The organism is Candidatus Roizmanbacteria bacterium, assembly GCA_016699265.1.
GTDB lineage: Bacteria > Patescibacteriota > Microgenomatia > UBA1406 > GWC2-37-13 > CAZLQR01.
On sequence record CP064967.1, the window covers coordinates 791,182 to 810,692 of the forward strand.

At 39.7% G+C, this 19,511-nt stretch carries 26 protein-coding genes and 1 rRNA gene; 7 read left to right on the top strand and 20 right to left on the bottom strand.

Annotated features, from left to right (window positions below; translation table 11 throughout):
* Positions 1-86 precede the first annotated feature (86 nt).
* From IPH70_04600 to IPH70_04620, 5 genes are read right to left on the bottom strand one after another with little or no spacing between them, the layout of a single operon-like run.
* Positions 87-314: a hypothetical protein gene (locus IPH70_04600; protein ID QQR63753.1), complete on the bottom strand. Its 228-nt coding sequence runs from the start codon at positions 312-314 to the stop codon at positions 87-89.
* On the bottom strand, positions 311-868 hold the full coding sequence (locus IPH70_04605; protein QQR63754.1) for an RNA polymerase sigma factor: 558 nt from the start codon (positions 866-868) through the stop codon (positions 311-313). The genes IPH70_04600 and IPH70_04605 overlap by 4 nt, the downstream gene beginning before the upstream one ends.
* A gap of 12 nt (positions 869-880) precedes the next feature.
* Positions 881-2,521: a hypothetical protein gene (locus tag IPH70_04610; protein QQR63755.1), complete on the bottom strand. Its 1,641-nt coding sequence runs from the start codon at positions 2,519-2,521 to the stop codon at positions 881-883.
* A gap of 2 nt (positions 2,522-2,523) precedes the next feature.
* On the bottom strand, positions 2,524-2,760 hold the full coding sequence (locus IPH70_04615; protein ID QQR63756.1) for a hypothetical protein: 237 nt from the start codon (positions 2,758-2,760) through the stop codon (positions 2,524-2,526).
* A gap of 1 nt (position 2,761) precedes the next feature.
* Entirely contained in the window at positions 2,762-3,301 is a 540-nt protein-coding gene (locus IPH70_04620) for a hypothetical protein (protein ID QQR63757.1), read from the bottom strand.
* A gap of 37 nt (positions 3,302-3,338) precedes the next feature.
* Here IPH70_04620 and rrf point away from each other — a divergent pair.
* Positions 3,339-3,457 (top strand): 5S ribosomal RNA (gene rrf, locus IPH70_04625).
* A 7-nt stretch (positions 3,458-3,464) separates the two neighbouring features.
* Here the strand turns inward: rrf and IPH70_04630 are convergent.
* From IPH70_04630 to IPH70_04640, 3 genes are all read right to left on the bottom strand, one after another.
* On the bottom strand, positions 3,465-3,989 hold the full coding sequence (locus tag IPH70_04630; protein QQR63758.1) for a hypothetical protein: 525 nt from the start codon (positions 3,987-3,989) through the stop codon (positions 3,465-3,467).
* A complete protein-coding gene (locus IPH70_04635; GenBank protein ID QQR63759.1) occupies positions 3,982-4,200 on the bottom strand; it encodes a hypothetical protein in 219 nt (72 codons plus the stop codon). The genes IPH70_04630 and IPH70_04635 overlap by 8 nt, the downstream gene beginning before the upstream one ends.
* A 91-nt stretch (positions 4,201-4,291) precedes the next feature.
* A complete protein-coding gene (locus IPH70_04640; protein QQR63760.1) occupies positions 4,292-5,092 on the bottom strand; it encodes a DUF2130 domain-containing protein in 801 nt (266 codons plus the stop codon).
* A 73-nt stretch (positions 5,093-5,165) separates the two neighbouring features.
* On the opposite strand from IPH70_04640, the gene IPH70_04645 reads away from it, so the two are divergent.
* Positions 5,166-6,644 (top strand): DUF4012 domain-containing protein, encoded by a 1,479-nt coding sequence (locus IPH70_04645; GenBank protein QQR63761.1) that lies wholly within the window; start codon positions 5,166-5,168, stop codon positions 6,642-6,644.
* Here the strand turns inward: IPH70_04645 and IPH70_04650 are convergent.
* From IPH70_04650 to IPH70_04680, 7 genes are all read right to left on the bottom strand, one after another.
* Complete coding sequence (locus tag IPH70_04650; protein QQR64427.1) at positions 6,631-7,149, bottom strand: peptidylprolyl isomerase; 519 nt, start codon at positions 7,147-7,149, stop codon at positions 6,631-6,633. The two genes, IPH70_04645 and IPH70_04650, sit on opposite strands and share 14 nt — an antisense overlap.
* A gap of 174 nt (positions 7,150-7,323) precedes the next feature.
* Positions 7,324-7,695: a hypothetical protein gene (locus IPH70_04655; GenBank protein QQR63762.1), complete on the bottom strand. Its 372-nt coding sequence runs from the start codon at positions 7,693-7,695 to the stop codon at positions 7,324-7,326.
* A gap of 1 nt (position 7,696) precedes the next feature.
* Positions 7,697-8,428, bottom strand: coding sequence for a hypothetical protein (locus IPH70_04660; protein QQR63763.1), 732 nt, complete (start codon positions 8,426-8,428; stop codon positions 7,697-7,699).
* A 37-nt stretch (positions 8,429-8,465) separates the two neighbouring features.
* The gene (locus IPH70_04665) at positions 8,466-8,807 is read right to left on the bottom strand and encodes a hypothetical protein (protein ID QQR63764.1); all 342 of its coding nucleotides are present in this window, start codon (positions 8,805-8,807) and stop codon (positions 8,466-8,468) included.
* Position 8,808: 1 nt separating this feature from the next.
* A complete protein-coding gene (locus tag IPH70_04670) occupies positions 8,809-9,687 on the bottom strand; it encodes a hypothetical protein (GenBank protein ID QQR63765.1) in 879 nt (292 codons plus the stop codon).
* Positions 9,688-9,714: 27 nt separating this feature from the next.
* On the bottom strand, positions 9,715-10,887 hold the full coding sequence (locus IPH70_04675; GenBank protein QQR63766.1) for an MFS transporter: 1,173 nt from the start codon (positions 10,885-10,887) through the stop codon (positions 9,715-9,717).
* A gap of 63 nt (positions 10,888-10,950) precedes the next feature.
* Complete coding sequence (locus tag IPH70_04680) at positions 10,951-11,268, bottom strand: helix-turn-helix transcriptional regulator (protein QQR63767.1); 318 nt, start codon at positions 11,266-11,268, stop codon at positions 10,951-10,953.
* Positions 11,269-11,344: 76 nt separating this feature from the next.
* On the opposite strand from IPH70_04680, the gene IPH70_04685 reads away from it, so the two are divergent.
* Together IPH70_04685 and IPH70_04690 are read left to right on the top strand one after the other, a co-directional pair.
* Positions 11,345-11,962: a lactate utilization protein gene (locus tag IPH70_04685; GenBank protein QQR63768.1), complete on the top strand. Its 618-nt coding sequence runs from the start codon at positions 11,345-11,347 to the stop codon at positions 11,960-11,962.
* Between the two features lie 13 nt (positions 11,963-11,975).
* Positions 11,976-12,455, top strand: a complete 480-nt coding sequence (locus IPH70_04690) for a VOC family protein (GenBank protein ID QQR63769.1) — start codon at positions 11,976-11,978, stop codon at positions 12,453-12,455.
* 3 nt (positions 12,456-12,458) lie between these two features.
* Here the strand turns inward: IPH70_04690 and IPH70_04695 are convergent, their stop codons facing one another.
* Entirely contained in the window at positions 12,459-12,866 is a 408-nt protein-coding gene (locus IPH70_04695) for a vitamin K epoxide reductase family protein (protein QQR63770.1), read from the bottom strand.
* Positions 12,867-12,952: 86 nt separating this feature from the next.
* Here IPH70_04695 and IPH70_04700 point away from each other — a divergent pair, with 86 nt between their 5' ends.
* A complete protein-coding gene (locus tag IPH70_04700) occupies positions 12,953-13,522 on the top strand; it encodes a PH domain-containing protein (protein ID QQR63771.1) in 570 nt (189 codons plus the stop codon).
* On the opposite strand, the gene IPH70_04705 is transcribed toward IPH70_04700, so the two are convergent.
* Together IPH70_04705 and IPH70_04710 are read right to left on the bottom strand one after the other, a co-directional pair.
* Positions 13,519-14,910, bottom strand: coding sequence for a DUF2079 domain-containing protein (locus IPH70_04705; GenBank protein QQR63772.1), 1,392 nt, complete (start codon positions 14,908-14,910; stop codon positions 13,519-13,521). The two genes, IPH70_04700 and IPH70_04705, sit on opposite strands and share 4 nt — an antisense overlap.
* Before the next feature lie 102 nt (positions 14,911-15,012).
* On the bottom strand, positions 15,013-15,288 hold the full coding sequence (locus tag IPH70_04710; protein QQR63773.1) for an RNA-binding protein: 276 nt from the start codon (positions 15,286-15,288) through the stop codon (positions 15,013-15,015).
* Positions 15,289-15,556: 268 nt separating this feature from the next.
* Here IPH70_04710 and IPH70_04715 point away from each other — a divergent pair, with 268 nt between their 5' ends.
* Positions 15,557-16,381 (top strand): hypothetical protein, encoded by an 825-nt coding sequence (locus IPH70_04715; protein QQR63774.1) that lies wholly within the window; start codon positions 15,557-15,559, stop codon positions 16,379-16,381.
* A gap of 347 nt (positions 16,382-16,728) precedes the next feature.
* The gene (locus IPH70_04720; protein ID QQR63775.1) at positions 16,729-16,962 is read left to right on the top strand and encodes a hypothetical protein; all 234 of its coding nucleotides are present in this window, start codon (positions 16,729-16,731) and stop codon (positions 16,960-16,962) included.
* A gap of 37 nt (positions 16,963-16,999) precedes the next feature.
* On the opposite strand, the gene IPH70_04725 is transcribed toward IPH70_04720, so the two are convergent.
* Together IPH70_04725 and IPH70_04730 are read right to left on the bottom strand one after the other, a co-directional pair.
* Positions 17,000-18,010, bottom strand: a complete 1,011-nt coding sequence (locus IPH70_04725) for a hypothetical protein (GenBank protein ID QQR63776.1) — start codon at positions 18,008-18,010, stop codon at positions 17,000-17,002.
* 112 nt (positions 18,011-18,122) lie between these two features.
* Positions 18,123-19,343, bottom strand: a complete 1,221-nt coding sequence (locus tag IPH70_04730) for a DEAD/DEAH box helicase (protein ID QQR63777.1) — start codon at positions 19,341-19,343, stop codon at positions 18,123-18,125.
* Positions 19,344-19,511: the final 168 nt, after the last annotated feature.

The following is a 19,511-nucleotide window of genomic DNA, read 5'->3' on the forward strand; positions in this document are numbered from 1 at the left end:
TATATGGAGTGAGGATTAGTAAAATACTCCGACGTAGGACAATAAGAAATGACGCAACAAAAGAAGAGATCTTCGAAAATCTGAATTTAGATACCATTCTGGAGTAAGGTGGCAATTTTCACGACGGACAATCCAAAAACCAAAGAGATTCCCACAATTACCATTACCGAAATGGGTACTAGATACAAAAAAGGCATTATCTTTAGTCGCCCGCTTACTCTTTTATAGATCTTGGTGAGAGTTGGATTGCCAAGATCACTTGGGTCCACAATAAATGACTCGTGGTATTTATGTTTTAAATAGGCAAAGTTCATGTTGATTTTTTATATAGATTAATAAAGGCTTTCCGAGCTCTATAGAGTAAACTTTCCGTAGCCTTAAAGCTTAGCGACATTTCCTGAGCTATCCGCTCAACTTGATAGCCCTCCATATACTTGAGTCGTATGATGAGCTTATAATCATTCGGTAGTTTTTGAATTACGGTCTCTATTTTTTGACCTAGCTCATTTTTCTCTATTTCATCATCGATTAAAATCGTTTTTATACGCTCGAGAATAAATGGGGGTATAGCAGAGAAAAGAACACGCTTAATCTTTTGCTTGCGAATGTAGTCGATCGCCTTATAGTTAGCTATGGTAAAGAGGTATGTTTGTAGCGAAGCAGTTTTTTTGTATCCTCTAAGTGCATCGAATAACTCAATAAAAACATCCTGCACAACTTCTTGGGCAACCTCGTTGCTTCTTAATTTCTTGTAAACGAAATTATGTAGCTTTTTCTCGTATCTATGGACTAGTTCGCGTAAAGCAGAATCGTTTTTTTGCAGGAGAAGATCAACTAGCTCCAGATCAGAAACACTTTGTAGTTTCATACGCACATTATATCATTTCAGGTCTATCTTGAATATCTTGGAGCCTTGTAGCGCGTAAGCTGATCCATTGAACACCTCAACGCTTGTTGCCTTTGTTAAGGCAGACGACTCTATCGTTTTTTTGTAATCTCCCCCTTTTGATAAAATTACTACACTCCCATGTGATCTATCCCAAATGTAGAGATCGTCTACATCGCTTCCTGTGATAACTCGTGCAATAGTTGGACCATCGTTAGGATAGGTTGGATTAAATCCGTCCTGAAGTCCAGCTGTGTACTTTGTGATTAGTTTCGTTTGTGCAACGAAGATAGACTGATCTATAGCAAACGAGGTTGCATTCTGAGCATATGCACCAGACTTAAAATATGAAGAGCGTGTGGCAAATCCATCATCGGTCGGGATGTATTTATAAATCTGACCCTTATAGCTATCTAAGAGATAGATGTTTTTGTTGAAGACCTTCAGATCTGCAATGTTTCCCCAGTCTTTGTCTAGTTTTATTGCAACTATGGGTTTTGCAGCTTCTGGGTCCATTTTTATCACACCTTTACCTTTCCTATACGTGTACACTACAGAGTCATCAAGTCCGGCTAGACTACTTCCGACCAAGGCGGGAGATGATCGTGCTTCGAGAGTTTTTTTCTCGAGAGACAAGATGTAAACGGCTCCTTTAGGATTTACGATCACGACCTTATCATCATATCTCCACATCATGGTTCCGGTAGCGCCCTTCTCCTCAAGACCTAAGTCGATAAACTCCTCAGCCTTCTTTACGTTCTTCTGGAGGATGTTCTTCTCTGTTTCTTCAATTTTATTCGACAGCACTTCTATCTCATTTTTATGTGTACTGTGGAGTTTAGATTCCAGATTTTTCAGATCCTGTTTAGCTTCGGACAGAAGTGCTACCGATCGTCCTGAGTTTAGCTCAAATACGTCCTGCGCCTGCTCTAGTTTCTGCGAAATCAACTCACTCATTTTTGCAAGGTTCTGCCTGTCCTCCTGCGCTGTCTTATTCGTGTAACTTCGGATAATACTTATAGACAAGAGCACCCCTATAACCAGAACGGCAAGAAGAACTAATGGTCTTCTTCCACTCAAACGATCTTTTATTGTCTTGCTAAAATTTCCCACCTGAGATCGCGCCATGATCTTGACCTCCGGTGAAGCTACTCGTTCCTCAGACCGCTCTTCTGTCCCAAACTCTATATGTACGCAGTTGTCTAAATTAGTAAAGGGATCCTTTCCACCAATTGAAAGAGCGATCTCATCGCCTTGCTCAATTTTTCCCGATGCAAATGCTCCGTGACTTACTAAGGGCACTGTTCTCACATCTCGTCTTAGCACGACCGTACCTTCACCATAGGTCTTAAGATAAACCACGGTGTCCTGTCGAAAAAGACAGGCGATTGAAAAAGAAAGAGGCAGGTTTGCGGTCCGAAATGCATCGGAGACCACTCCATCAAACTCCGTCGCATTATGAAAGGAAGAAGAGGTCACAAACTCGCTTAAGAAATGACAGTATCGTCCCAACACCTCAGCATCACGCTCCTCAGGAATCATCAAGAGAATCGAAAAACCATTATCCTCCTTAAAGATGCTTATGCCGCTTTCCTGATCGTGATTAAGATGGGCTCTTACTCGAGAAGTGATCATTATTAGATGATACCAAAGCTGAGGAGTATAAGGAAGATCGCAAGAAAAACCTGAATGATTGAAATAAATCGAATTGCGGTACCACCAGTCTCCTCGATCGCGCGCAACATGAGCCTAGATTGTCTGAGTACAATAAAGGCATAAATAAGGTACAGGATACTAATAACGATTGCGAATAATTTAAAAAGTAGATCGAATATCGATCTGTTAGTTGAAAATAAGTTTAGTAATTCCTGCATTTTATCGCATTATACTGTTAATAATCTTTACAACATCGCTTGGCCTAGGAATTGCTATGAACTCAATGTTGAGCTCATTTCCAGCGGTCTGAACATATACATTTCCAAAGTTAAATAATGACGCTATGTATCCTCCTGACTTTGCAGTTATGTCTTCCACTTTATTAATTCTTGCCTCGGTAATTTCCTTATAAATAACTGCATGGAAATCCACATCAACAATTCGGTGATTTGTCACAATCCCAACATTGAAAAAATATGATAAAAAGTTAAACCAGTAATAACCGAATACGAAGGCCACTACACCTATATTAAGTATAAAAAGTTGCCCGGTGCTAAATACTTGCGATGCAACTATATTTACAAATATGAGTAGGATTATGAGAAAAATTCCGTTTAATATCCAAGGAAGCTGAGTGATTGGATGAGCTCGAAGTACGAGAAAGATTTCTTCCTTATCCATCTGGGTTTCAAACTTGGCTTTTGGACGAATACAAAACGAATGTAGGAGGGAGTGAGAAGGAATCTTTAAATCTTCCATTTCCTAATTATAAACAATTTGATATAATAGTGCTTGTCCTGGTTGCTTGAGCGGTTTGGAACCACCTCTTCCCATCCCGAACAGAGAAGTGAAACGAACCAGCGCCAATGATACTCACTCCAAAGCGGAGCTGGGGAAAGTCGGTCGTAGCCAGGACATTTTTTTAAAATAACTTCTTGTTCTTAAAAAGAACTTTCTTTGGTACCTCGAATAACTTCTGATCGATGGTCGAGACTTCCTTACATGCTGTTGAAAGTTCTCCAACCTGTGGATAGAGTTTTTTCAGAGAATCATTGCTCGCAAGCTGTGATACAAATGGTAGATAGGACTTGAGTCCACAGGACCTGTCACCTCCACTACTTCCTTCATTCCACCGATATAAACAGTCACCATCGAAGATGATTCTGCTCCTTTTTTTATTCTCAATAAGCGTTGCAGTGATCTTTGAATCATCAATGTAGGCAGTTGCTGAAGTTATGGAACATTTTACTTTTTTATTTACTCCAAATAACGAAGCGATTGAAACCTCCTTTGATGACTGTGGCACCGCTGATAAAGAAGAATTTGCGGAGATTTGTTTTTTTATTACCTGTTTAGGTTGCGGCCAAAAAAACCAGACTAAGACGATCGCTGCTAAAGGCAGGATAACCTTCCAACGAGTAAAAAAAGAAATAATTTTTTTATCCATGTACTTCAGTCTCCTCTCCGCTTTCCAAGGTTAAAACATCATCGTCCAATTTTACGCCTGTAATTGCCTCAAGCTCACCCTGAATACTTGCATTGTTGTTCAAAATTGCAGAAATAAGTTTTTCTTCTTTTGCCCATTTCTTAGTGAAGTAGCGCTTTTCTACCTCTATATCGTCTTTTCTCTCAGCAAATGCATCCGCTACCGCTTCCATTCTATTGCGAAACTGAACACTGTGAACATATTGGAATAATAAATCTTTTTCTGTGACATATCTATTGCTCCGGCCTTTGCGCCTGCTACCATCAAGAGCATCGTTCGTAGAAATGTTGCAGAGCCAATAATCGAGTCGTAGTCGGCAACCCATATCCCTCATGTCTTCCTGAGCTTTTTATTCCTGCAGGTAAATTGTTCGTAATTAAAATCGCCTCATCGGCACCAACACTTCGTTTATCCTCTTTTAGTTTTGAAGACCAGTCATTGCTCCATGACTTTGTACGTTTTGACTCCCATATAATCTTCCCAGCAACACTTCCTCTATTATTTTTAACGATCTGAATCACGTCTGCGCCTCGTATTCCTTTTGGCACAGGCTGTATCTCATCGTAGATAAATAGTGATTTGAGAGTGGTCTCAAGGAACTCCTCGAGCACCTCACCCTGAGTCTGCTGTGACCCTTGTTGAAGTTTACGCTCCATATCCTTTAACGCCATCGATTGTTCCTGCATTTTTTTTTGCATTTCTAGAAATTTGAGACTTTGTTCCTCCTCAACCTTTTTACGAGCATCGAGTCTAATCTTTTCTTCCTCTTGCTGAAGTTTTTTTTGCATTTCAAGATCCTTGTCCTCGAGTAGTTTTTTCAGTTCTCTTTCCTTTTTATTGTTCTCAAGAAGTTCTTCCTGTAGTTTTCGTTTTTCTACTCTCAACTCCTCTGTTTCATTTTGTTTGTCCTTCAACTTAATTGACGTTTCCTCCTCAACCTCTTTACGTAACCTGGCTTCCTCATTTTTACGAAACTTAGCTCGCTCCTCATCTAATTGATGTCGCATTCCCTCCTCAGGAAGGAATGATTTTTTACAGTGAGGGCATATTATTTGGTTGTTCATACTCACGATTATATCGTATTCTTGACTCGTTCGCAGATACACTGAGCTAGTCGAAGTGTACTATACTGGAAAGATGCGAAAAACCCTTCAGACCCTGTTATTTTCCGTAATTATCTCCGTACTTCTCATTGCCCATACGGCGATGCTTATTTACAGCCCTTTTACCAATATTCTGAGCCACTCCCTAGTCCATCAAAGGAAATTTATTTCGCTACTTAATAAAACCGAGAAAACTTCTGATGATTTTGAGTACATTCAGAGATCATTGGCTTTAGTCCAAAAACAATCGTCAACACTTTCAACTCTTATCAAGATGTTATCGAAGACTCTACCGCTAAAAAACCTTGTTACCTACGCTGACTCGATCTCATCCGTCTCTTCCCAGTTACCTGAACTATTAGGAAATAAATACGAAGCCCACTATGTTCTTTTCTTTTATAACAACTACGAACTTCGCCCAGGAGGTGGTTTTATAGGATCTCTGGGCTTCATCACTTTCAAGAACTACACATTAACAAAGTTTGAGGTACAGGATGTATATGAAATTGATGGTCAGATTAGGGATCATCATGAACCGCACTCCATCGTAAGAAAATATCTAAATCAACCTAATGAATATCTCAGGGACTCGAATTTTTCTCCAGACTTTAGCCAGAATGTAAAAAATGCACTCAGATATCTAGAATCTGTGCCTCCATACAATAGGGATTATATCGGAGCAATTGGCGTAACCACTTCGGCTTTCGAAGATTTACTTCGTTTAACTGGACCAATAGAACTTTCGGATTTTCAGACAACTATCTCAAGCAGCAACTTCTTTGCAATTACTCAAAAGAAAATTGAAACAAATTTTTTCCCTGGTTCAAAACAAAAGCGCTCAATTCTCGCGGCTCTAGGTAACGCTGTCAGACACAAACTCGAAGAACTTCCTCCATTTGTCCTTATAAAATTTATATATAGATCGATCACATCAAAAAACCTAGTGCTGTACTTTCAAAATAGAGAACTTCAAGCTGCAATGTCAAATCTGCAGGCTTCAGGCGATCAAAAGTTTTATTATCCAGACTGGATACTCCCAGTTGATACAAATGTAGGGGTTAATAAACTTAACGAGATCGTTCACAAGACCTTGAACCTTCAACTCATCCAATCGAATGATTCTGTAATTCATTCCTTCAGATCTACATATTCGAACCCTATAAGCTCAGATGCCCCAAATAAGGAAACGTTTAAAAACTACTTACAATTATATCTACCAAAGAACATCACATTGATTAGAGCGCGCCTGAACAATCAAGAAGTAACCAATGAGATTGTTACGACTCGCGTAGATAATAAAACAATCTTCGGACTATATTTCGAGACCCCACCCGCGTCAAGCACCTCAGTAACGATTGAGTATCGGCTTCCTTTAGTTGGCTTATTAAGTCAAATCGAGGTTAAGAAACAGCTAGGTGCAGGAACGCCTCTTGTCACGGTAGTCTACAGCAGAGGCGAAACGAAGATAATTAAAAAAGTTCTCGAGTCAGACGAAGTATTTACTTTACGGTAACACTTGGGACTATCTCGACCGAAGTTATTTTAACGGGACTGACAGGTGTCGACTGTTCGCCTGAGTCTCCGTAGGTTACTTCTTGAGTTGCAATTGCATCTACAGTATCTAGACCATCTACCACATGACCGAAGATGGTGTAGTTTGGCGGTAGATCCTGATCTTCATGCATTATGAAGAATTGACTACCATTCGTGTTTGGTCCCGAGTTAGCCATCGCAACGGTTCCTCTGGTGTATGTTCCGATAAATTTTTCGTCATCAAATTTATATCCTGGACCTCCTCGACCTGTTCCGGTTGGATCTCCTCCTTGAATCATAAAACCCTTGATAACTCTATGAAAAATCGTAGTATCATAGAATCCTTTACTTGCTAGAGTAACAAAGTTATTCACGGTCTTAGGAGTCTCTCCTTGATTGAGCTCGATTGTAAATGAACCTTTCGTAGTGGAAACCTTTGCGGTATAGGTCACCTTAGGATCGATAATTAGCTTTGAGTCTGGCATAGGTTTTGTGGTTGGTGAAATCTGATTATTTGTAACTGGAACACTCTGAGTTTTTGCTCCGGTAAAAACGATGTCTAATTTGTCCTTACTGTTTCTCTCATTGTAAATGATAATCCCGCTAAAAAGCGCCAACACCGTGATAACCGCGATAAAAATCTTTAGCATGGAGAATTATTATAACCCTTGAAGGTCGCTTTGGATACTCGCTGCATCAGTTGAAGGAAAGGAGGTGTCAATTTGATCCAAGGTCTCAACCTCATTTTTTGTTGTTGGACTCACCATTATTTTGGTTGGAACTGGAGTTACTACAACTGAGGTTGGAGTAGCTGGCTGATTATTTGACCGGACATAAAGAAAGTAACTAATAGAACAAAGTACGGCCACAATTGCAAATATTAAAAGACCAATTAATGCTTTTGAGGATTTTGGAGAACCTTGGTTTGGAACCGTTACGGCTGCCTGAGCTTCCTGTACCACTGGTTGAACTTCTGGATTTACAGGATTTACTATTAGAGCGCTTGTTAGTGGTGAGTTTACCGAATCCATTTTATTTCAATAATATAGCAGCTTCAGCAGCGGTTCTTACAGCTTGCTTTGCATCAACTACTAATGCCTGAGTTGCCTTCATATCTACCATAAAAGCCTTGAAGGCCGCACTTACTACGGCTCCTAAGGTCGTTTCATCGGTAACTTCCGGGGCATAGTCTTTTCCTGACTGTTCCGATACCTTAGTCTGTGCTGAACTAATCTTAGACTTGGCTGTAGATAATGCGGCGGCGGTAGACGCGGTATCTTTACCTAGTGTATTGGCAGACGATACTGAGTCCTCTAATCTTCCAACAACCTCATTTAACTTCTCTAATGCATTAGTCATCCTTTCAGTATGTTTATTATTTAATCGATCGATATTGGCATCTACTTTTGCGGCTAGCGAAGCTTTTTTGTCGTCCTTAAATTCGCTCAACTTTTCTCTAAAAGCTAATCTCCTCTCTTTCAGCCTCTCCTTTGTCTCTGCGGCTTTTGAAGCAAGCTCTTCCTGTCGCCCCTTAAACTCTTCTCGTCTCTCCTGTATTTTGCTTCTAATCTCGGCTGCTCTAGACGCTAATTTGTCTTTACGCACCTCAAATTTTTCATTGAGTTCCTGTCGGTTTTCAAGCCGTTTTTCGACTTGTTTTTCTGGACGATTTTCAACTTCATTTCCTGAGGGTGTGGTTGCAGTTACGGTCTGCGGAATGAGAATGAGCAGTGTCAGTAAAATAAAGTAGAGTCGCTTATTCATGGATAAATGATAAAAAAATTAGATATTAAAGTCAAGATCAGGATTTGTGTTTACTCATTTTCTTAAGATCGCTGTGAAGTCGTTGAGAAATATTTTCGGCTGTTACCTGTATTTTATTTTCGATATTTTTCACATTAACATTTAGTAATTTCCAGATTTCTTCATGCTTCTCAGATGCATGATGCTCTAAGAATATTTTCTTATCTTTGTCACTAAGCTCTGACAGTACGAGGTCTAAAATTGAATGATGTAAAGTTCGTTCAGCCAGCTCCATTAATTGATCTTTATCAAGATCGCTCAGATCAAAAAGATCCAACCTTACGCGGAGTGAGTCCATCGATACAATTGAGTGATAGAAATGTTTCGGTGTTTGTCTCATGCTAATTAATCTCAATCGGTCCTAATGGAACTTTATCTTCAGGATCATCGATAAAAAAGTATAACACCGGCCCTTTAGCCGAACCATCAACTCGCTCCAGATGCTTCATTACCTCAGGAGATCCACCTAGATGCTTCCCTGTCCAAGGTGATGGCCCCGCATCACCAATTACCACTACCATCGCCTTTCCGTTTTCAGGATTTACAATGAGCATTTTTCTAAACTTAAAAAATTCATACAACTCCTTGGTATTTTCATCCCATCCTGGTGATAAAAAAGTCTGAACCGCAATATAATACTTCTCTCGTTCAATATCTTTCTGAGTCATTTGATCAAATGATTCGGAAAAATAGCCCCACGCACCTCGTCCTGGAGCCATCCCCGATGCTCCGAATCTATCGAGCTCTTCTGCATTACTAAAATGATTAAGAATTGTGTCTCCAGCAAATCTCATAAGATGTTGCTCTGCTCCAATATACCCATAGCTTCTGTTTAAACGCTTACCATCCAAGCTGCTTTTTATAGGAAGTTTGAAAAACTTCGATAGTTCCGCACCTACTTTGAGTTCCTGATCGGGTGTGAGAATTGAAACATCCTGCGGTAAGTTCTGTGAAAGGGTAGATATGAGCTCTCCCTGAGTATGTACAATTTCTTGAACCGGAACAATGTCCGGCTGTAGTCCCTGTGCAATAATGGAGGTTGTCACGGGGTGCGACATAAATAAGAGAATTGCCAACGACCCAGCAGCTACATGCCTCATAGTGCTTTGAAGTGGATTCAGTATCGAACCGTGTCTACTCCAGATTTTATTGTGAAGATCTCGCTCATTGCCTCCCCATTTTTTATAAAGATCGTTAAATATGCTTTTTTTTCTCGACATGCATTAATGGTATCAGAGATGTAGGACTTAAGAGAACGCAGACTCCTTATGAACAGTGAGGATAATATTTCTTGAAAGTAGAAATGAGGTAACGCAAAAAAGTGATGCAATTAAAAATGGCGCTTGAATTGAATAAAGAGCTATTGTGCCACCAATTATAGGACCCATAATCTGCCCTATACTCAAGTATGAAGCTTGTAAACCAAGAATTGAACCTTGTGATTTTGCATCAGTTTCTCGAGAAAGGATCGTTTGGGTAAGAGGATTGACAATTCCGTTACCTAAACTCAGCAAAATACAAAGTCCCACAAAAATGGAAAAAATGTTTGCAAAAAATAATGAAGCAAAAACTATACTTACCCCAAAAAGAGCGAATGTAAAGAGTGAAGTCAGTTTAAATCGCTTTGTAAGTCGAGAAAATATAATCGCTTGAGTGATCAATCCGGCAATGCCGAAGACTGTAAAAAGAACAGCAAGCAGTTGAGGAGTTAGATGTAAAACCTTTAGTGCAACTGGCTGTAAAGCATAAATAAATAATCCAAAGGAGGTTGCATACAAAAGAGAGATTAGTAAAGTTCTACCTACCTGTCCTTCAAATAATGCGTGCCATAATCGCGGGAAGTCAAATAATTTTTTATGTTCAATTTGTCCAATGTGCTTATTGGTTTCTGGGAGAAAGAGCGCAGTAACCAATACCGCAAGTATAGAAACTGAGCCGGCTATGATAAAAGGAAGCTTGATTGAATAACCAATTGCAAATGCTGAAATTGCAGGGCCAAACACAAAGCCGAATCCAAATGCAGCCCCTATCAATCCAAATCCTTTTGCTCGATTTTTTACATCTGTGGCATCGGCAATTACAGCAGAAGCTACAGAAATATTCCCAGCTGTTGCTCCATCAAGGGCTCGTGCAAGAAATAAGAATGCTGCGCTTGGCGCCCAAGCTGCCATGAAGAAAGAGACTGCAGTTCCAATTAATGAAAAAATAAGTAGTGGTTTTCTTCCATATTTATCCGAGAGTCTCCCTATAACGGGGGTGGCAATAAAAGAACACAGTGCAAAGGTTGAAAAGAGGAGGCCATTCTGAAAATCGCTAAGACCAAACTGCCTTGAGTATGAATAGAGAATAGGAATAATTATTCCATACCCCAGTGCATTCACGACTGCAATGAGAGCAACGATTGCTAAATTTCTGTTCATAATTTTGATTTTTCGAAAATCTGAATGAAGTCTCACTCATTTCTTGAAGTATGGTTAAGTATATCAGAGAAATTTATTAGCATACTTCTCGAGCTCCTGTATGACCGGAAGTATTGAGCGACCTTTTGTTGTAAGTCCATATACGACGGAAATCTTGTCCACTGTTTCTTCCTTTCGACTAATTATTTTTTCTTTTTCAAGTTTTTTTAATCGTTGAGTTAAGGTAACTGGATTAAGACCATCAAGAGATCTTTGCAATTCGCAAAAACGTTGCTCCTCTTTTGCAAGCGATCCGATAATTGCCAAGGTCCACGTATCTCCCAACAGAGATATCGCATCGTTAGTTTTGTCTGATAATTTTTTGCAATGTAATGTTGACATACTTAATATTATATAGTACTATAGTTTATATAGCACTAGAAAACTATTATAATTCATACGCTATATTATATCTACTATGAAATACACTCACCCAGTGTCTGAGGAAGTCGTTAATAAAACCATTGAAGCTCTTACCAAGAATGGTATATCCGCAGAATTAGTACAAACGGCAGAAGAGGCAAAGAATAAGCTTCTCTCTCTTATTCCAGAAGGTGCAGAGGTCATGACAATGACCTCGATTACACTTGAGGAAGCTGGACTCGCTAAGGAACTCAATTCTTCATCAAAATACAAGTCGGTTCGCAATAAACTCGCCTCGATGAATCGTGACACAGAGCATCGCGAAATGCAAAAATTGGGAGCGGCTCCCGAGTGGGTAGTCGGTAGTGTTCATGCGGTTACCGAAGAGGGTGAGGCTGTGGTCACTTCAGGTACCGGTAGTCAGTTGCCAGCATATCTCTATGGAGCATCCCATGTTTTGTGGGTTGTCGGCACGCAAAAGATTGTAAAGAATGTAGCAGAGGCAATGAATCGAATTAAAGAACATCTTATCCCTCTCGAGTCGGTCCGTGCCCGAAAAGCATACGGTTTACCAGATACTTGGAATACGAATCCAAGTAAAACGGTTGTGATTAACCAAGAAGCTCCTGACCGGATTCACATCATTTTTGTGAATCAGAAGCTCGGTTTCTAACATCAGTGATGATATGAAACTCAACCCTAAAACATCTATCGGTCACGTTCACCTCAAGGTCTCGGACCTTGAGCGATCCATTCGTTTTTATACCGAAGTACTAGGATTCGAGCTAACTGCACGTTACGGAACAGGCGCAGCATTTTTGTCTGCTGGTGGATATCATCATCACATTGGTCTAAATACGTGGGAGAGCGAGGGAGGAACATCGCCAATACATGGGACGACCGGACTTTGTCACTTCGCAATTCTCTATCCAACCCGTAAAGATCTTGCCAATGCTCTTAAAGAGCTCCAGAAAGCACAATACAAAATCACTGGAGCATCGGATCATGGCGTATCCGAGGCTATCTACTTAGAAGATCCTGATGGAAATGGTATCGAACTATATTGGGACCGACCAAAATCTATGTGGAAGTATAACTCGGAAAATATAATTGTCATGGGAGTAGAGCCTTTGAACCTTGATGATTTACTTAAGGAAGCGGATTGATAATCAATCAGCCTTCTTTTGAACCTTGATCGAGAGGGTAAATACAGAGAGCATTACAATCTGGCAAAGAATACATACCGGACAGATAACTCGAAGCAACACTAACTCCTGATACGCTATCCATAAGCAAAATACAAGACCGAAGGTCGCCATTGAAAGCATTAGTTTTGGTTTCTTTAGGATAGATGCGATTAAAATAACAACGTATCCAACAAGACCAAATAAAGGAGTCGAGATACCAAAGGTTTTTGAGACAGGTCCGGTAATAACTGCGTCACAGTTAATCGTTGCGTTTATACTGCATGGTTTAAAAGCTGGTTGTGCTATCTGCTGCCAAAGTAGATATACCGCGAGTAACACTCCGAACATAGCGAACCATTTTACATACTTAAAAATTGATTCCTTTTTCATAACGAAAAAATTATACACCCACAATCATGGGTTAAGCAACTTTACTATTTATGTATTAGTGTTATGATGATCATAGAGACATCTATATGGAAGGTCCAAAGAACATCACCTTAACCTACATCAACATTAGACAGAGCATCTCTATTCTCATTTTTAAACTCGTTTTTATCGATCTTTTTTTTGCTGGATTAGTTATTGGAGTTTATTTTTTTATCAATACTGCAATCGGTATACTTGAACAATTATCTCTTGATCCTAGCATCTTCTTTTTCTTTTTCATCGCAATTGGGATAGTGAAGCTTTTACTCAGTACCTATACTATATTACTTTGGTTAAACGAATACTATGAAATTACCCCAGAATTCGTCTCACACCGGAAAGGGATAGTTCACCGAACCCAAGAAAAGTACAAACTTGAAAATTTAAGAAAGATTATTGTAAATAATACTTTATTCGGAGAGATGTTTAATTTTGGTACCGTTAGTTTTTTTGACATAAGACTTAATAAGTATTTAGATATGTACCTCATTCATAACCCTGACAGGTATGCAAATATATTTAAAAAATTAATTCCTGACATTGAAGTTAAGGAGGACCGTATATGGCTACCTTACATGAAGAAACTAAAAATGCCGAATGAAAATCGTGAAGATTAATTTTTTTTATAAAGATAGAAGTGTCCAATCTTCGTTATTAAAAGATATTTTTTTTCTTTATTCAGCCTTCGTATCAATCCCCGCTCTTCCTGTTTAGGTCCGTAGTTGTCAATTACCCTGTTCTGATCTATGAGAGCAATGAACTGTGCAGACTCAGTTGCATATGGAAGCATGTATGCCTCTTTTCGTTGAGAAACATGTCCATGTATCTCGGTCGATGAAGTAACTGATGCTGATTGTGGAATGGACTGAAGTATTTTTTCAAATTCAATATCTTCTTGCGTTACACGATACACGATACACCAACAAGACTCGGTAGTTGGGAGTGGACTGTAATGATAATTCGTCCTTAATACTATGAGCAAAGCACCTCCCACTACTATGCCTGATACCACCGCTGCCTTTGATCTTATTAACGATGAAAAGTATCTCACTCCGTAGATGGATGCGATGAGTAAGATCGGTATGATACCCGAAGTATAGTGGTACTGAATAGAGTGCATCTCTGAGTGAGAGCTGAGAACATTAATCACAATCTCTGGGCCGGCAAGTAATAACCACGGAAATCCAAATAATGGTAAGAAACCGAAAGACCTGAGAAGAAGATTGTAGTAGTTCTGAATTTCAGGTAGAAATAATACGCGATTCATCAGAGAACCAACACCATCATTTTGATACCAAGCGAGTGCCCAGTGCTCCCCGGATTGGCTAAATTTTGGCATCAGAATAAAAAACAAGAAGCAGAACCATAGTCCTGAGATGAGTGAGGTTAGTACGCCAATCTTTCTATTCTTAAACACGACCCAAAGCGAAATTCCAAAGAGAAAAACCTGTAGGGCCGTTTCTTCTTTGGTAAGAAGTATTAATACAAACCACAGCCAATACCACTTCCATCTTTTATTGAGCGCGCAGTAGAACAAGGACAAGAATGCGGGAACCATAAAAGATACAGTATGAAAGTCGAAAATATTCACCCACTGGATGAGAGGGTTGAGAAGGTAGATTAGTACAAAACCAAGCGCAACGGCTCTATTTCTCAGCACTGACTTTGCAATAAGAAATAATGGAACTGCACCAAGCCCAAGATAGATTGACTGCACGATGAGGAGTATTCTTGGATTAGACCAAAGGGCGTATAACGGAGCAAAAAGCACAAGCAAAAAATCACCGTGCACAGCCAACCTAGATACATTTTGACCATTATTGGTTAAGGAAAAAAAGTTTCCATTGAGCGTATTCCAAACGGTTTGATCCATATTCCCTAGATCGAGCGCTGAAGCAAATGCATTGTGACGAAGAATCGAAAGCGTAGAAAATGTGATGATATAGACACCTATTAGAATGGCTAGAAGAAGTTTGTCCCAATTTTTTTGGATTAACGAAAGCATACTCGATTATAACAATCTAGCCAAATAAAAAGCGCAACCTCCAAACACATTTCTGTATCCTGAGCGTTGCGCGATTTATATTGTTTCGTTTAAAAGAAATGATTATCTTCCAAAACCACCCTCACGTTTAACCTGAGGTTTAGCTTTGTTAACGACGATCTTTCGACCTTCGACTTCTTTACCATCCATTTCAAGTGCTTTTTCAGCAGAATCTTGGCTAGCAAAAGTAACGAATCCGAAACCTTTTGATCTTCCTGAATCTCTGTCCATGATGACAACAGCGTCAGTGATCTCACCGTACTGCGCAAATAAATCACGAAGTGAATCGTTGTTTACTGCCCAAGGTAGGCTTCCGATAAATAATTTATTATTATCCATTTTATATTTTCACCTGCCTTCCGTAGTAATTCTCCAATTGATATGGGGAATTCGCAAAAATAGTAGCTTTAGTAAGGATTATTATCATTAAGTTGGGTCGAAGCTTTAGTTTTATACCTTTTCGTGCAGATAAACAATAAGCAGATTATCTTTAACTAAAATAATAATACCATATAGATACCTATATTGCAAGATGATCGAAGAACTCCTATAAGGGCCTTTGACAGAAAAATTGCCGGCGCTTATAATAGGTCAAGTTTTTTTAAACATGGCAAAGCGAACTCAAAGCGATCAAATTCAGCTTCCAACGGGTATCACGACCAAGAAGGGTTGGTTTATTTCTTTTGAGAAAATTCATGAGATGTTTGCAAAGACTAACTATGGCTACATTCTCAAGCACCGCATTCGATGGAACATGTTTAAGCCAACAGAGTACTCCGGCTATGAATGGGAACGGACTCTAGGTCCTGATGCGAATAATCTTGATCATCTACTCGTAGCATATGAGCAAACTAAAGACTTCCTTAAGAATGAGGGTCGTTTTACTAAAAAGGAACAGGAACAGTTGCTTTTCACCTCTATCGTACATGACTGGGCTGAGCCTGCGGTCGGAGACATCATGCGCTACGTAAAAACTAAACAGGATGACGAGCGAGAACTTAAGCTTCTCAAAAACGTTCTACATGAGGTACTTGGACAGGATGTTGATCCAAGCACGATTCAAAAAACCTGTGATATCCTCCGAAATAAAGATTCGAAACTTGGAAGAGCATTCAACACGATCGAAACTATCGGATATTTTGAGACGGCTTTTCGAGCATGGGGACAAAGTAAAAAGGTAAATGGAGACATGAAAATGAGGCTAAAATGGCTAACGAGCAATGTTTTATTAGTCGACATTTCTAAACTTATTGAACGGGCGCGGCAGTATAAATCGGCAGACATTCTGCTCAATAAGTACAATAATGTAATTCAGGATGCATTTACAACCATGCCCGATTCTGCCTTCAAATTTCACCGCCACAACAAGATAGAACACTATCAAAAGCTCTTCGAAAAACAAAAAAAACTGTGGCTCAGATATAACAAGTAAGGTCGGTGTACGACCTCGTAGGTCGTACAGGCAAACATGTTATACTGGATATTTCTATAAACATGTGGTATAATGTGTCTAGGTTAAGAGAGTAAATCTGCTTACGTTTCTTCGGTAGGAGTTCTTCAAAAAAACTACATACAGAGAAATCAAATATCTCGAATTAAGACGGTCATGAACAACTGATGTTGAAAGGATCCGACTTAAGGAAAACGAGGTGAACACATATTGTTTCATCTTAGTAATCAGCGAAGTATATTTGGGCAGTTTTACTTTTTTAACCACCTTCTTTTTACCCACACTTCCCTCTGTCAATCGCCCCGATTAGTGGTATCATAGAACCGGAGGTGAACAAAATGATAGACAACAGCATCAATACTGAATTATTCGAATGTGAGGTCTGTGGCTTCGAAGCCCAATCAAACATTGAGCTCATGGAGCATTTTGAGCAAAAAGCAAATGATGAGGATCATTTGGAAGCTAATATGAATCCTAAAGGACGTGAAGTTTTGAGTGAGGATTCTGTAGGAGCGCCTGTTGGAACTCCTGGACACCCAGGAATCGATGAGGGCACAGAATAACTAATAACTATTAGCCTAATTGCCACCGCTCCTTTATCTACACTTTATTCTCTACTCTTCTCAAGTCTTCAACCATTTTGCCCAATGAGTATCCATGGGGTATCGTTGTTGAATCACCATGGTTCACAAATAACGAAAGATCATCCCCTTCGAGTGTGTGACCGCAAACGTACAATACCCGTCTAAGTTCTGGGTGCAATTCGGGCACTAATGGGGAACCATCCTCTTTAGTAATGAAGTCATCAGGATGTAAAAGCGGTGTACGGTCAATATGGGTAAGGGAATACTTCCCGTTGTCGTCCTTATACAACATAGCTTTGCCTACGCTGTAAACGTATAGGCCATTCTCTACCTTAATTCCATGAAATATCATTAGAGCCTCACGCTCATTAATCCAAATAGGAGGACTCCCAGTCCCTACCCTCCATGATGCCCAGTCGATATCTTTTGGAAACTCTAGTTCTCCTGTTTTATCAATTCTGTCATTATTCTCATCCCACGATAATACAAGCAACTTATGATGATTTTTTTCTTGACGGAAGAAGAAAGTGCTAGAGTCGATTGGTGTCATGTTCTTTCCAGGACCAAAATCTCGGATAATCCTCACGGTAGACGGCTCTATCTTACTTATAGAATCTTGCTCGAGGTACGTTATTGCAGGATACGGTACTCTTGCTTCCACTGCAGTCATCCCTACCATCACTCTGCCATCGCCAATTATAACAACGCGTGGATCTTCAAGAAGTGAGTCCTTCCCTTCAGGATGCCATACTACTTCTTTATTAATGACATTATTGCCCATTAATTCAAGCTCAATAAGATCCTCTGGTTTACCTAAATTCATATTTACTAATGGACCTGAATCTGGTTGTCCGGGCTGACCCGGTTCCAAAACCTGCCGAAGTAGCAGCATTGTTTCCCCTCGTGTAGTCAACCAAGCACCAGCATTAAACATATTGTTCAATCCTGGAATTTCCCTGATTTCGCTTATTACGCGTTTGTCCTCTGGAGGAAGAGGAACTTCTCTGTCGAGCACATTACTTGTCATAACACGACTATCATATTAACACTTCCACCAATTAGGTCAATGACAATAGATCGATACTTAATTCTTATGCGTTTATCGTTTTAAATGAAGCTCCTGTGGAATATATAACTAACTAATCCACGAAGGTAAGTGCCACCCCTTTTTTACCAGCTCGCCCAGTTCTACCTATACGATGAACATAGTCATCATATGTCTCTGGAGCGTCGTAGTTAATAACATGAGTTACATTCTCTATGTCCAACCCTCTTGAAGCAACGTCTGTACCAATCAGGATATGTAAATTTCCATTCTTGAAATCGTCGAGAGCTCTCTGTCTTTGATTCTGAGATTTATTTCCGTGAATCGCAGATGCCTTAAATCCTCGATCGCGAAGGTTTTGCGCCAATCGTTCCATTCCCCATTTTGTTCTACCAAAAATTATTACTTTATCAAACTCTGGTTTAGCTAAGAGATCGCACAAGACGTCTAGTTTAAGTTTTCCGCCGCCTACTCTTACAATGTCCTGATCAATGTTCTCTGCTGTATTTTGCTGTTTTACCGAGACCATCACCGGATCACTCACAAATGTTCTAAGAACATCCTTCGTCTTCTCATCCACCGTTGCCGAAAAGAAAAGTGACTGACGTGGTTTTGGCAAAAGCGAAACGAGATACTTCACGTCGTTAATGAAACCCATATCAACCATTCGATCTACCTCATCAAGTACAACGTTTTGAAAGTGTCCTAGATTAAGCTCTCTTTGACCAATTAAATCCTTGAGACGGCCGGGAGTGCCGACAACAAAGTTTGGTCTATTTCGCAGTTCGTACATCTGACGTCTAATATTCATTCCTCCAACGGTCGTTACGATACTGAGGCCAGTTCCCTTTGCGAAGATTCTGAACTCATCACCGATCTGAGTGGCAAGTTCTCGAGTGGGAACTACGATCAGTACTTTTTGATTTTTATCTTTAAAAACCTTGTCAATAAAGGAAATTAAAAATGCTCCCGTTTTACCAGTTCCTGTGTTGGCAATTCCGATCACATCTCGTCCTGCAAGGATCTCAGGAATTGCTTTTTCTTGGATTGGGGTTGGGTGAAGATATCCACGATCTGCAATGTTTCGCTTAAGATGATCGATAATTGCGTACTCACTAAACTTGGCTTCAGATACGCTTACCGGTTCGATTACCTGCACCTTTGCTTTTTTTACAAAAAGAGATGGGTCAAGTCTTTTGATTGGTCTATTGAAGCGAGGTCTAAACTGTGGTTTAGAACCATACGATGTACGCCCACCAAATGAGTTGTTGCCAAAATTTCCACGATTAAAACCTCTCGGTTGCGATCTGTTCATAAGCTAGTTATATAGTTATAAAGTTGTAAAGTTATAAAGTTTTTGACCTTATGGACTTTATAGACCTTAAGGACTTTCGACACAATGTGTGCCGCTTGCTCAAAAAGTGAAGTCGTCTATTTATGTAGTAAATACGAAGTCAAGTATAAGCAATCTTCAAGATAATTC